At 45.9% G+C, this 14,500-nt stretch carries 7 protein-coding genes; 2 read left to right on the top strand and 5 right to left on the bottom strand.

All coding sequences use genetic code 11. The annotated features are described in order from the left end of the window. Window positions 1-13: 13 nt before the first annotated feature. The 5 genes from RMZ41_RS25660 to rpsT form a co-directional block, all read right to left on the bottom strand. Complete coding sequence (locus RMZ41_RS25660) at window positions 14-4,060, bottom strand: DNA-directed RNA polymerase subunit beta'' (protein ID WP_322643100.1); 4,047 nt, start codon at window positions 4,058-4,060, stop codon at window positions 14-16. Window positions 4,061-4,183: 123 nt separating this feature from the next. Continuing rightward, a complete protein-coding gene (locus RMZ41_RS25655) occupies window positions 4,184-6,061 on the bottom strand; it encodes a DNA-directed RNA polymerase subunit gamma (RefSeq protein WP_322643101.1) in 1,878 nt (625 codons plus the stop codon). Window positions 6,062-6,177: 116 nt separating this feature from the next. Continuing rightward, the gene (rpoB, locus tag RMZ41_RS25650; RefSeq protein WP_322643102.1) at window positions 6,178-9,477 is read right to left on the bottom strand and encodes a DNA-directed RNA polymerase subunit beta; all 3,300 of its coding nucleotides are present in this window, start codon (window positions 9,475-9,477) and stop codon (window positions 6,178-6,180) included. Window positions 9,478-10,219: 742 nt separating this feature from the next. Continuing rightward, entirely contained in the window at window positions 10,220-11,005 is a 786-nt protein-coding gene (locus tag RMZ41_RS25645) for a TatD family hydrolase (RefSeq protein ID WP_322643113.1), read from the bottom strand. 346 nt (window positions 11,006-11,351) lie between these two features. Beyond that, a complete protein-coding gene (gene rpsT, locus RMZ41_RS25640; protein WP_322643103.1) occupies window positions 11,352-11,651 on the bottom strand; it encodes a 30S ribosomal protein S20 in 300 nt (99 codons plus the stop codon). A gap of 714 nt (window positions 11,652-12,365) precedes the next feature. Between rpsT and hisD the strand changes: the two genes are divergently transcribed. Next, window positions 12,366-13,667: a histidinol dehydrogenase gene (gene hisD, locus RMZ41_RS25635; protein WP_322643104.1), complete on the top strand. Its 1,302-nt coding sequence runs from the start codon at window positions 12,366-12,368 to the stop codon at window positions 13,665-13,667. A 351-nt stretch (window positions 13,668-14,018) separates the two neighbouring features. Then, window positions 14,019-14,444 (top strand): universal stress protein, encoded by a 426-nt coding sequence (locus RMZ41_RS25630; RefSeq protein ID WP_322643105.1) that lies wholly within the window; start codon window positions 14,019-14,021, stop codon window positions 14,442-14,444. Window positions 14,445-14,500 lie beyond the last annotated feature (56 nt).

Raw genomic sequence — 14,500 nt, 5'->3', positions numbered from 1 at the left:
AGATTTCAAGTCTTTATTCGTCGTCGAAATCATCATCATCGTCGTCTTCTTCTTCCTCGAAATCGTCGTCGTCTACTACTTCATCGGCGATTAATTCATCTTCATCATCTAGAATTGACCTTTCTGCACGTCTGCTACCAAAACCAGATTCACCAAGAGTCGGAGAATCTAAATTATAGGCGCGGGCTGTACGGTCATCTAATACCATATCCAGGGGATCGTCAACTTCATCTAAGACACTACTGCTAATTTCAGCAGCATAATCTTCGATCGCACCAGGTTCTTCATAAGTATTGTACCCAGTACCCGCCGGAATCAATCGCCCGATAATCACGTTTTCCTTTAACCCGCGCAGCCAGTCAGATTTACCTTCAATAGCTGCTTCGGTAAGTACCCGTGTTGTCTCTTGGAATGATGCGGCGGAGATAAAGCTGTCGGTGTTCAAGGATGCTTTGGTGATACCCAACAATACTGGGGTATACTGTGCCCTCGCACCGCCTGTAATTGCCATAGCTTCGTTCACCTGCTCAACTTGGCGCAGTTCCACCAATTCACCAGGAAGCATGGTAGTGTCGCCACCATCATCAATCCTGACTTTGTTGGTCATCTGGCGAACAATCACTTCAATGTGCTTATCGGAAATATCAATCCCTTGAGACTGGTACACCATTTGCACTTCGTTCACCAAGAATGTCTGTACCTTTTGCAAAGCAAGGCTAGCACAAGCATAGATTCCATCTTCGGAACCCAGGCTAAAGAAGATTTCCAAAATTTCATGGGGATTGGATGGGCCATCAGTTAACGGTTGTCCCGCTGATACCATTGAGCCATCTGGCACAATCAAGTTTTGTCCAGGCCCCAGAGGATAATCTGTTACTACGCCATTTGATTCTACGACCTTAATAGCGATCGCTTCATCACCATCACCGTAAACTACCTTAACTTCACCCGCGCGGCGACATAAAATGCACGCTTCTTTGGGTTTACGAGCTTCAAGCAGTTCTTCAATCCGGGGCAAACCTTGAATGATATCTCCAGTTTTGGCGCGTTCAAACACCAGCAACACCAAGTTATCACCCCGTTGTACTAAATCGCCGTCTTCTATCTGCAACACAGCACCAGGACTGACTCGATAGGGGCGACCGACGCGGATAGTAACACCGTAGTTTTTAGTACTCAAAGCTGAATCACCACCAGAGGCAGCAGGAGCATTTTTGACATCCACTACTTGCCCTGATTCTTGAGCAAAAACTCCAGGAGCAATTTCTGTTCCCTCTACTAGCAAGTCACCCACTTTCACCTTGGGCTGAGTACTAGTATTCGTAGTTAGCATGTCGGTATCACGCAGTACCAAACAACGACGCACGTTTTCGGTTCCTTTTTGGACACCCCGCACGATCCCCCCTTCTTTACACAAGATTTGGGTACGTGCTACCACGGCTCCAGGGGCGATGGAAAGACCATCTTGTACCTCAAGTGTTGTCTGGGTACTACCTTGGGTGGCATCGGCGGTAATGTCTCGACGAATTACTAAGGACTCCAAAATCACCAACTGCAAGCGTTGAACTTCTGGGTCTTCAGTATCCTGTACCAATTCAATATCTGCTGCTAGGGGCGAAGCATTGTGGTCTTGTTCACCTTCTTGCTCAATTTCCAATACTAGCTGGGTTCGCAGCAGTTCCACACCTTCAACGGACTTGACACGTTCCGAATCCTTGTAAGGTAGTCTTTGCACAGCCCGCAGTTGAATCGATCGCCCGGTTTGTTGACTTACAGATGTAGTTGATGGCACATCTGGGTTATCAGGTACGGGAAACTCAACTACTGGACGAATCAACAATGCAGGCCCTTCTGGTGTCTCCACATACTGGATATAACGCAATTCCGTGGCGACATTGCCTTGGAATTCTTCACCTGGTTGGATGAAGGTGTTATCTCGCCCGATGACTGATTCTGGATCGTCCACCATTAGAAGTTCCCCTGGCTTCACCACAACTTCCCGCAGGATGTCGTTTTTCTGGGTTACTTCTATAACACCACTGTTTTGGCAGAAGATATCTTTTACTACCTCAGTGCCAGCTTCTACAAACTGACCGTCTTCTACCAACAGCAACGAGATATCTTTATTGACTTCGTGGCTTTCTTCGGGAATCCACAACAGAGTACCGCCCTGGACAACTTCATAACCCAGTTTGGCTTTGCCTTTTTTCTGGACTTCGACACCCGCGAATTTCAGGAATCCACCAGTGGTTGTGCGATAGCGGTCATCAATTAACTCAGCTACTACTTGACCATTTTGCACTTTTGTGCCTGGTGTAGCCCGGAGGTTAAATACCTGATTGTTGCCAGTGGATACTAAGTAGTTATTGCGACCTTGGGAACTTTGGACTGTCACCGTTGCTTGGTCTAAGACCACAGAAGCAGTGATAATCTCAATTTCTCTAGTACTCTTACCTGGGGTAGCTTCAGGCAAACGCACCACACCGCCGTGTAAACTGGCTAATTTGGTTTCTGCTAAAACTCCATTAGAAGCGATCGCATCACCATTTTTCACGACTAATTCTGCCCCAGGTGGCAAGTTGTAAACTTCCCCAGACAAAATCCAAATCAAACCACCCCGTGCGGCTGTGGTTGTGGTATTACCTTGACGGTCAGTTTTTTGTTCTGGGACTACTTCGGAAAATTGGACTTCCCCTGCTAAGTCAGAGGCAACATCTTTAACTGCTTTTTCTGTATTAGTCCGAGTTGTCCGTCCACCAAGGGCGACCTCTGCCAACAACTGCCCTTGTTTTACCTTATTTCCATCAAATACATATAGTGTTGAACCTTGGGTAAGATGAACCTCTTGGTTCTCTGGGGTAACATCACCTACTTTTGCTGGCTCCAAAAGCATGATGCCATTCGCTTCAACATAGAGGGCATCTTCCCCGTGGCGAGTCCTATATGTTCTAGTCTTCAGTTTGCGGGGAAGCTTGACAGTCCCATCAATTTTAGAACGAACTTGTTGCGCCACTTCCCCAGTAAACACCCCACCAGTGTGGAATGTCCGCATGGTTAGCTGAGTACCAGGTTCACCGATACTTTGGGCAGCAATGATCCCCACAGCTTCGCCTAAGTCTACCATTTTGGCGTGGGCTAAACTCCAGCCGTAGCAGTGTTGACAGACAGAACGTGCAGCTTCACAAGTTAGGGGCGATCGCACCACAACTTCTGCCACCCCAGATTTTTCAATTTTCTTCGCCAATTCTTCAGGAATTGGGGAATTGCGTGCTGCAATCAATTCTTTTGTTACTGGATGCACCACATCTTCGCCAATTACCCGTCCCATTAAGCGGGTTCCCAGAGGAATCAAGGTTTTGGCACCTTCTGTCATTGGCCCAATGGTAAGACCTCTGGTAGTTCCGCAGTCAAATTCCCGAATAATTACATCCTGGGAAACGTCCACCAACCGACGGGTAAGATAACCAGAGTCAGCCGTCCGCAATGCAGTATCCACCAATCCCTTTCTCGCACCGTAAGACGAAATAATGTATTCCGTCACAGTGAGTCCTTCCCGGAAGTTGGTTTTGATCGGTAAATCGATAATTTCCCCTTGAGGGTCTGCCATCAGTCCCCGCATTCCCACCAACTGCCGGACTTGCGAGATGTTACCCCGTGCCCCAGAGAACGCCATCATGTATACAGAGTTCAGGGGATTAGTCTTCTTGAAGTGAACAACTACTTCATCTTTCAGGGCTTCACTAGTACCATTCCAGGTATCAATTACCTTTTGGAAGCGTTCTACTTCAGTAATTTCTCCCCGTTGGTAACGGGTTTCAGTGGCGCGAATTTCCTCTTCGGCTGCTTCTAAAAGCAATCGCTTAGTTGGTGGCACCATCAAGTCATCTACACTGATAGAAACCCCTGCTTTGGTAGCGTAGCGAAATCCCAAATCTTTCAGTTTATCCGCCATCACTGCGGTTCGCGCCGTACCATAATGAGTAAAGGCCCAAGAAATTAAATTTCTCAGTTGACCTTTATCAACCACCCGATTGCGAAAAATCATTTTTTCGTTAGTCATTAGTCATTAGTCCTGAGTCATTAATAATTAATAATTCGTAATACTCGCTGGAGGCGAGAAGCAAGCTACATAATTCGTAGTTCGTAATTCTTCAATTACGAACTACGAATTAGAAATTACGAATTAACTAGCCAGTGCTTCCTGAATGGCGTTATTGTAGATAACTCGACCAGGCGTTGTGTATATATACTGAGAAAGTACATTACCTTTAGCGTCTTGTCTGACTCGGCGGAACTTATAGAGTAATGTCCGGCTACCATCCTCGTTTTCCGTCACTTTCAGGGGTTCCGTATCCGCTTGGTCTGATTCTATTTCACCGTCAAACCGCACGTAAATATAGGCGTGCAAGTCAACTTGTTCTTGCTGGAAAGCCATAATTACATCCTCTAGCGAAGAAAAGTACCTTCCTGCACCTTTTGTTGCGTCGGGATTTTCTGCTGTTAAGTAATAGGCTCCCAACACCATATCTTGGCTGGGTGTGATAATGGGTTTACCCGTGGCTGGTGACAAAATATTGTTAGAAGCCAACATCAGCAACCGCGCTTCAGCCTGACTTTCTAACGACAGAGGTACGTGTACCGCCATTTGATCCCCGTCAAAGTCAGCGTTGAATGCCGGACACACCAGAGGATGCAGTTGAATTGCTCTACCTTCTACCAAAATCGGTTCAAAAGACTGAATACCCAAGCGGTGCAACGTTGGTGCCCGGTTTAGCATTACAGGGTGTCCTTCAATCACCTCTTCCAGTACATCCCAAACACTGGGATCGTTACGTGATATCAGCTTTTTCGCAGCTTTGATATTATTTACCATACCGCTACGAATCAGGCGGTTAATCACAAATGGTTGAAATAGCTCAATTGCCATTTCTCTAGGCAAACCGCACTGGTGAATTTTCAGCTTTGGCCCGACCACAATAACCGAACGTCCAGAGTAGTCAACCCGTTTACCTAACAAGTTTTGTCGGAAACGTCCTTGCTTACCCTCAATAATGTCGGACAAAGATTTCAGTGGTCGGTTATTTGCTCCTACCACAGTGCGTCCCCGACGACCATTGTCAATCAAAGCATCCACTGCTTCTTGCAGCATCCGCTTTTCGTTCCGCACAATAATCTCTGGGGCCAAAATTTCTTGCAAGCGTGCCAAACGATTGTTGCGGTTAATTACCCGCCGATACAAATCATTCAAATCGCTGGTAGCAAAGCGTCCGCCATCTAGCTGCACCATTGGGCGCAAGTCGGGGGGAATCACGGGAATTACTGCCATTACCATCCACTCTGGTTTGGAACCAGTAGCGATAAAGTTGTCAATTACCCGTAGTCGCTTGATTAGCTTGGCTCTCTTTTGTCCTTTAGCGTTACCAATTTCTTCGCGTAGGCTTTCCGCTTCTTGTTCTAAATTGATATCGGCAAGCAAGCGTAACAGTGCTTCAGCCCCAATACCTACTTCTACGCCTTGCAGCACAGAATCTTCGCTATAAATTTGGTCTTCTATTTCCAACCACTGGTCTTCACTGAGTAGCTGTTTATAAGTTAAAGTTTCGGCATTACCTGGACTCAGGACAACATAAGAGTTGAAATAGACAATCTGCTCGACATCCCGCAAAGGCATATCTAATAGGATGGAAATATAGCTAGGAATGCCTTTGAGATACCAAACGTGAGCTACTGGTGCGGCGAGTTTGATATAGCCCATGCGGTGACGACGCACCCGTGACTCGGTGACTTCCACCCCACAGCGCTCACAGACAATACCTCTGTGACGAACTCTTTTATACTTACCACAATGGCATTCCCAATCTTTCGCGGGGCCAAAGATGCGCTCACAAAATAAGCCATCCATCTCTGGCTTGAGAGTTCGGTAGTTAATCGTCTCTGGCTTGGTAACTTCACCGACTACTTGACCATTAGGCAATGTTCTTTCGCCCCACTGCCGAATGCGTTCGGGAGAAGCCAAGCCGATTTTTACGTAGTCAAACTGATTAGTTTGGGCAGGTCTCATACTTAAGTGCTGAGTTTTGAGTTATGAGTATATTTAGTTTTGGAATATTGGGCATTGGGCATTGGGCATTGGGCATTTTTCCCATTCCCTATGCCCCATGCCCTATTCCCTAATCCTTACTCGTCATCATCCAGCGATTCGCGGGAAAGAGATTCATAAGTTGGTCGAGGAGGTGTGCGACGGGCTGATTGGTCTGCCATCAAATCGACTTCCACATCTAAGGAACTGCCATCTGTTTGGGTTTCTACCTTATGTACGGCAATGTCTAAGCCCAATGATTGCAACTCGCGCATTAGCACCTTAAAGGATTCTGGAGTTCCAGGTCTAGGAATTGCCTTACCTTTAACGATCGCATTTAACGCTTCATTCCGTCCTTGCATATCGTCAGATTTAACTGTGAGCAATTCCTGTAAGGTGTAAGCTGCACCAAAGGCTTCCAATGCCCACACTTCCATTTCCCCAAACCGTTGACCACCTTGTTGTGCTTTACCACCCAAGGGTTGCTGAGTTACCAGTGAGTATGGGCCTGTAGAACGGGCGTGGATCTTATCATCCACCAAATGCACCAGTTTCAGCATATAAGCCACACCGATAGTAATTGCTCGGTCAAAGGGTTCGCCTGTACGACCGTCATACACCATGATTTTGCCAGGGTTATCTGGGTTGTATACCCAGTCTTTCCCTGTTTCGTCTCGTGCTTCTTGCAATTTGCCATGTACGATTCGGCGGGATGACTCTTCACCGTACATTTCATCAAAGGGAGTAATCTTAAATCGAACTCCCAAGGTTTGACCAGCCCAACCCAAGAGGCATTCAAATACTTGTCCGACGTTCATCCGACTAGGTACGCCCAAGGGGTTGAGTACAATGTCCACTGGTGAACCATCGGGCAAATAAGGCATATCTTCTGCCGGTAATATCCGAGAAATAATCCCTTTATTACCGTGACGACCTGCCATTTTGTCGCCAACTTGGATTTTGCGTTTTTGGGCAACGTACACCCGGACTACCATATTGGCTCCTGGTGGCAGTTCATCGCCTTGTTCACGAGTAAACAAGCGCACATCAACAACGCGACCTTTTTCACCATTCGGTACTCGCAGAGAATTGTCTCGCACATCCCGCGCTTTTTCACCGAAAATCGCCCGCAATAGTTTTTCTTCTGGCGGTTGGTCAGATTCACCTTTGGGTGTTACCTTACCCACCAAGATATCTCCAGCTTCTACCCATGCCCCAATGCGAATGATTCCCTGTTCATCTAACTGACGCAAGGCATCTTCCCCGACGTTGGGAATTTCTCTGGTAATTTCTTCTGGCCCCAGTTTTGTTTGTCTTGCTTCAATTTCATATTTTTCAATGTGAATTGAGGTGTAGATATCATCCTGTACCAGTCTTTCAGAGATTAAAATTGCGTCTTCGTAGTTGTAGCCTTCCCAAGGCATGTAGGCAACGACGATATTTTGTCCTAGCGCTAATTCACCGCCTTCGGTGGAGGAGCCATCAGCCAAGACCTGACCGGCAACAACCCGCTCACCAATGCGGACGAGAGGTTTTTGATTTAAACAGGTGTCTTGGTTTGAGCGTTGGTACTTGGAAAGGGTGTATTTAATTTCGGAGGTATTAGCTTTAGGACGAACACGAATTTCTGTGGCATCCACATAAGTGACATCGCCATCAGTACGCGATACAATTACCATCCCGGAGTCTCTTGCTCCTTGGGCTTCCAAACCAGTACCCACCAAGGGACGCTCTGGCTTCAGCAGGGGTACTGCTTGCCGTTGCATGTTCGATCCCATCAGCGCTCGGTTAGCGTCATCATGCTCCAAGAAGGGAATCATGCTGGTTGCTACCGATACAATCTGTACGGGAGATACTGCTACGTAGTCCACCTGTTCTGGCGTTGTGGTGGAAAATTCCTGACGATAGCGCACTGGCACTTGCGGCCCAATAATGTGCCCAGTTTCATCTACAGGAATATCCCCAGGAGCAACCCGTAGATCGTCTTCTTCATCGGCTGTCATGTAAGCTGGAGGCAGATCGAATCTGACTCGCCCATTTTCCACAGGTCTAAATGGTGTTTCGAGGAACCCATAAAGGTTAACCCGCGCATGGGTAGCCAAGGAGCCAATCAATCCGGCGTTGGGGCCTTCAGGTGTTTCAATGGGGCAAATGCGTCCATAGTGACTAGGGTGAATATCCCGCACCGCAAACCCAGCGCGTTCGCGGGTTAAACCACCAGGCCCAAGGGCGCTTAGACGGCGTTTGTGGGTCAGTTCTGCGAGAGGATTGGTTTGATCCATGAACTGACTTAACTGGCTGGAACCAAAGAATTCTTTAATTGCTGCTACCAATGGTTTGGGGTTCACCAAGGAAGCGGGGGTTAAAACTTCGGCATCGGATACAGTCATCCGTTCCCGAATAATTCTTTCTAAACGGTTTAAACCGACCCGCACTTGGTTTTGCAGCAATTCACCGACGCTTCTGACTCGACGATTGCCTAAGTGGTCAATGTCATCGATATTACCGATGTCATATTCTAGGTTAATTAGGTAATCTACGGCTGCCAGGATATCGCCAGGAGTCAACACCCGCATGGTGTCTGGGACAGAAAGGCGCAATTTCTTGTTGAGTTTGTACCGCCCAACGCGACCAAGGTCATAACGTTTCGGGTCAAAGAATCGGGAGTCTAGGAGTTGTTGTCCACCTAATACTGTGGGTGGTTCACCAGGACGCAGTTTGCGATATAACTCCATCAGAGCTTCTTCTTCAGAAAACTGCCCTTCTTTTTCGATGGTTTTTTGGAAATATTCGGGGTGGCGTAAGGCATCAAAGATTTCGTTGTCTGATAACCCTAAAGCCTTTAGGAGTACTTGCGCTGAGAGTTTGCGGGTTTTGTCAATGCGTACCCACACCAAATCGTTACGGTCTGTTTCAAATTTCAGCCATGCTCCCCGGTTCGGAATTAAGCTAGCTGAATAAGTACGCCGCCCGTTTTTGTCTATTTCTGATTTGTAATAAACCCCAGGCGATCGCACTATTTGGTTGACAATTACCCGCTCGGCCCCGTTAATAATAAACGTGCCGCGATCGGTCATCAAAGGCAAATCTCCAATAAATACTTCTTGCTCTTTGATTTCCCCAGTTTCTTTGTTAATCAGGCGTGTAGGGACATACATTTGGACGGCATAAGTACTGTCCCGCCGTTTGGCTTCTTCGACACTGTACTTTGGCTCTTTGAGTTTGTAGTTATGACCCAAAAAGTGCAATTCTAATTTGCCCGTATAATCTGTAATAGGACTAAAGGAGTTTAGTTCTTCTATCAGCCCTTCTTCCAAAAACCAGCGAAAGCTAGCTCGCTGAATTTCGATCAAGTCGGGCAACAGAAAGGCGGGTTCCATATATGTTTCTTTAGTCATGCCTCTTCCTTTGTCAACCTGGTAAAATTTTCCCTTGGATACTGCTGTTTGAAGCTTCCCACTGCTAGTCAGTATCCTTAGTTGTTTGGGAACTTTTGACACACTTGCTATTTACAGGTGTGGTGGGTCAAACGCAGCGATTAAAGCTGGAACGATCAATTTGGACAAGGGGGCAATTCCCCTAATCGGGTACTCAGACAGCAAAAACCCACTATAGTCTTGATTTAAGAAGAATATACAGTTGAGATATTCCTGAGTTTTATCTACGTTCTTCATTTCCCCTCCAAAAAGCGCGTTAATTCGCTGACGCGGCTCTAGACGGTGTGTTTTAAATCCACCCGACTATTTAGATTCTCAGTGATATCTTAGATATCCTAAGACTGAGGGAACGATCCGCACCTTGTGGGTTTTGAATCAGAATCACTTCATTTTGCTGGATTATACTCACAAGCCAATTTCGTTTAAGGATTTTGTATAGGTTAAATACCCAGAAGTCGATTGTGTGCAAAATAGCTCAACCTGGTTTGGCACGGTTAGTTATGTGTGGAGAGCATCCGCTTGTAGAGATTTGGAGGATGGCCAAGCCGATAAGATCGCGGAAAATTAGGCTTAGAAATTTTTTGTTCCTTCCTTTATCATTATGGCGCAAGCAAAATGTTTTTGAGGGAATAATATTACCATATTTTCCCTTTTTAGAGTTTTATTTTTTTTAGCACAACCGAATAAAAGAGATTAAAGCCTTTTATATTGAGAGACCAAATAGTTCACAGGCATTCTGGGTAGTTTGATGGGCGATCGCTTCTACCGTTTCTTGACGCAGTTTAGCTACTTGCTCGGCTACATAAAGTACGTAGGCAGGCTCGTTGCGCCTTTCACCCCGTTTTGGAACTGGGGCGAGAAATGGGCAGTCTGTCTCAATTAGTAGACGATCGCTACTCACCATTGCAGCTGAGGATTGGATCGCTTTGGCGTTTTTGAACGTTACCGTCCCGCTAAAACTGATGTAGAAGCCTAAGTCTAGAAACCATTGAGTTTCTTCTGGCGTTCCTCCCCAGCAATGCATAACACCCCGCACTCTCTCTCCCTTCAGTTCGCGCCATTTTTGCAACACTGTTCTGGTTGCTTCAGCAGCATCGCGGCAGTGGATAATTACTGGTAAGTTGAGAACAGAAGCGATCGCTAACTGCGACTCAAACACCATCAGCTGATGCTCATAGTTATCAGCTTTGTAAAAATCCAGCCCTATTTCCCCAATTGCTACCACATTCGAGTCAGAACTAGCTAAAGTTTTGATTTTCTCGGCTGTTTCGCTATTCCATTTCTCAGCATCTAGAGGGTGTAACCCTACGGCAAAGCTGATTTCGGGAAACTCGTGCGCTATGGATTGAATGCTGGCAAACTCATCAGGGTGAACACAGGAATGTACTAAACGCACTACACCTGCTTCTTGCCACCGCGATCGCACCATTGCTAAATCTGGCTGAAAATTATCAAAGTTGAGGTGAACGTGCGTATCTACCAGTTGCATTCTTTGTTCTTTGTCGTTAGTCATAAAATTGTTAGTTAGCTTTTGAGCGCAACTAAGGACAAATGACCATCTAGGTAAATCTTTCTCCTGTGCTAATCGCTACGCGATCAACAAACGATCAAAAGGGAAAGCACCCCACCACTTGATTTCAATTGGGAAAACCAGTTGCTCATGGAGCAGCCTTGCTGTAGTTCGGTTAAAACGAATAGAGCAAGGGTGTGGAAAGCCTCTAGACTACATTAGCTTTGCATGAGCAACTGGCGTTTTACGCCAATTACTACAACTTTAAAAAAGTTTGTAACTCAGTGGTTAACTAAATTAGAAGATCCCACTGCCTTACCAATGACTATTGAGCGGCTGTTTGAGTTAGAGGCTTTAGTTTATGAGCCAATCTCGACTTTTTCCTTGCGCCATTGTTGGCGTGAAGGACACCCCGTTTGACTGCTTTATCGATTTTGCCGTAAGCTTCGGATAAGCGAGCCTCTGCTTCTTGTTGTAATTCTGGGGTAGGATTAGCTGCATAGAGAGCTACAGCATTAGTGTATTTCTTCATCAGCGTCTTGACTGCTGATTTGTAAGCTTTGTTACGCAGTCGGTTACGTTCTGCGATTTGGGCACGCTTGAGAGCAGACTTTGTATTCGCCACAGTCAATTCCAAAAATACTATTAATATGTACACACACTACTAGACTTACTAATATAGCATCCAAATTGCCAATGTTATAATTTCCTAAAAAAATTCTGCGATTGGACAATAGTTTTTCTTCTCCTACTTCCTAATCTCTGTCGTCAATTTAGGAATTGCGTTAAAATAAAGCGATATCAAATACAACTGTTACCCTAACTCATCAACTACCCGATCAAGCGGTGTGAATGCCAATGTAATTTGTCCTGAATTGTAGGATGTATTGTCAGAGGCAAAAACTGTAAATAGCTAAATTTCAGGGGTTTCAAAGTATGGAAGCGATATAATATCGTCTCTGTACACACATTAACTACTGAGAAGTTAGGAAAAAAGTAAAAATTATACTCAGACGCTACGCCCTGGAAATCTAGGGTATTGGATGTGCAAACACACCACCTGCACCCCGCAAGGAGTGAAGGAAAGGGCGCAAGGGTAGTGGGAAATTGAATGGGGAAATGGCATACCCACTTTCTGCCGCTAGCCTGCTAAGGGTTGTCGGACTGAGCAATTAAGTTGCCTTCTCAAGGAAACCATCTGTTGGCAACCTTGGGAGTATCAAAAAAATCCAGGTTAAGCTAGAGAAGAGAATTAGAGTCAGCTTACACACCCCAGTGGGTCAAGAGCAATACTAAATCTCAGGTGTGAATATTATAATTTTGGCATTGTCCTTACTCCATGCTGCGAATCATTACTCAGCAGGCAGACGTTACAGCAGAACTGCAACGGATCTGCGATCGCACCCATGACGAACAGGTGCTTCACAAAGAAGCAACGGTACGCGAAGTTTTGCAGGCAGTAAAGCGCCAAGGCGACAAAGCTGTATTGCATTACACAGCCGAATTTGACAAACAAACCCTGAAAGCAGAAGAACTTCGAGTTACAGGCTCGGAATTAGATGCAGCCTATCAGCAGGTGTCAAAGGAGTTGTTGGGCGCAGTTCGGCTAGCTTGTCGCCAAATTGAAGCGTTTCATCGTCAGCGAGTACCAAAAAGCTGGGTACACTTTGGCGACGATGAAGTAGTGCTGGGCAAACGCTACACCCCCGTCGATCGAGCAGGGTTGTATGTACCTGGTGGCCGCGCTGCCTATCCCAGTACAGTGCTGATGAATGCAATTCCGGCAAAAGTGGCTGCTGTACCTCATATAGTGATGGTGACACCACCAGGGCCAGGGGGTGTAATTAACCCAGCAGTCTTGGTAGCTGCCCAAGAAGCGGGAGTGCAAGAAATTTATCGCATTGGGGGCGCACAAGCGATCGCGGCTTTAGCTTACGGCACAGAAACGATTCCGAAGGTGAACGTCATTACTGGGCCTGGTAACATTTATGTCACCCTAGCGAAAAAACTTGTCTATGGAACCGTTGGCATTGATTCTTTGGCAGGGCCCAGCGAAGTGCTGGTGATTGCTGATGAAACTGCAAATCCGGTGCATGTAGCTGCTGACTTACTAGCCCAAGCCGAACACGATCCAATGGCGGCAGCAATTTTGCTGACGACAGATGCGGCTTTGGCGAAAAACGTGCAATTAGCCTTGGAAAGACAGCTAGTGGATCATCCACGGCGAATAGACACAGAAAAAGCGATCGCTCATTATGGGTTGATTGTCCTTGTGGAATCGCTCCAAGCAGCAGCAGAACTCTCAAATGAATTTGCCCCCGAACACCTGGAATTAGAAGTTAAAGACCCTTGGGCACTCTTACCACAGATTCGCCACGCTGGGGCAATCTTTTTGGGTTACTCCACACCAGAAGCTGTAGGAGACTATTTGGCAGGGCCTAACCACACTTTGCCAACTTCTGGCGCTGCCCGCTATGCCTCGGCATTAGGGGTTGAAACCTTTCTCAAACACTCCAGTATTATTCAATACTCCCAAACTGCGCTGCAAAATGTAGCTGGTGCTATTGATGTACTAGCAACAGCAGAAGGCTTACCTTCTCATGCTGATTCAGTCCGTCGCCGAGTTCAGCAAGAAGAGTGATGTTGACAAAAGTGATTCCTGTAGATAGCAAATAAATTATTTGCTACCTTATTTTAAGCCTATTGGCGGGCATCTACTAGACATTGCCCGCCTATTGTGCTGAGTTCTTATAAAAAGAGTTATCTTTGCAGTAAATCAGCGAGCAGTTCAGCCAAGGATTTGTGTCCCAAAGAATTGGCGAAAATATCTTTTTACAAGGCACTAGCATCAAAGTTGAGTGAAAGCTATTTATAGCATAGCCTCGAAGTACATATACTAAATAGGCAGATGGAAAAATAATTTAGTGTCGCTGCCAACAACTTTTGCTACATACTAATGTAAGGGGTCTACTCTTATTAGGAGATGAGAGCGGTGCTAAAAAATATTTTGGTAGCTCTGGACGGTTCGGAAATTGGAGAACGAGTAATTCAGAGTTTAGATAGTTTGGCATTGTCAAATGATGCCAAGATTATCCTCTGTCATGTATTTCCCACACCAGAGTCAGAAATGGAATTACCTGCCGATCGTCCTCAACCAGAGTCCCCAACATTTTCTTATTTCCAGCTTGAAAAACAGCTGCAATGCTATCAAGAAAAATTATCAGTCACAAGTGAGTTAGAACTGGTAACTGGCGATCCTGCCGAAGAGATTATTCGTCTTGCCAATATTTACAAAACTGACTTGATCGTAATTGGTAGTCGTGGGTTGATTGGGATGAAGCGAATTGTCCATCGTTCTGTTAGCAGTCAAGTTGTGGAAGAGGCTAATTGTTCGGTGTTTGTGGTAAAGCAGAATTAAATTTATATCATACATAATTAAGTAGTTAGACACAATTAAATTCATTGGTGGAGATA

This window comes from Nostoc sp. DedVER02 (assembly GCF_034530675.2).
Classification (GTDB): Bacteria; Cyanobacteriota; Cyanobacteriia; order Cyanobacteriales; family Nostocaceae; genus Nostoc.
The sequence above is the reverse complement of the archived record's forward strand: the minus strand, read 5'-3'. Positions and strand labels throughout refer to the sequence as shown.

Coding starts and splice junctions, on each gene's coding strand:
- RMZ41_RS25660 (WP_322643100.1), bottom strand. CDS start 4,060: ATGACTAACGAAAAAATGATTTTTCGCAATCGGGTGGTTGATAAAGGT.
- RMZ41_RS25655 (WP_322643101.1), bottom strand. CDS start 6,061: ATGAGACCTGCCCAAACTAATCAGTTTGACTACGTAAAAATCGGCTTG.
- rpoB (WP_322643102.1), bottom strand. CDS start 9,477: ATGACTAAAGAAACATATATGGAACCCGCCTTTCTGTTGCCCGACTTG.
- RMZ41_RS25645 (WP_322643113.1), bottom strand. CDS start 11,005: ATGCAACTGGTAGATACGCACGTTCACCTCAACTTTGATAATTTTCAG.
- hisD (WP_322643104.1), top strand. CDS start 12,366: ATGCTGCGAATCATTACTCAGCAGGCAGACGTTACAGCAGAACTGCAA.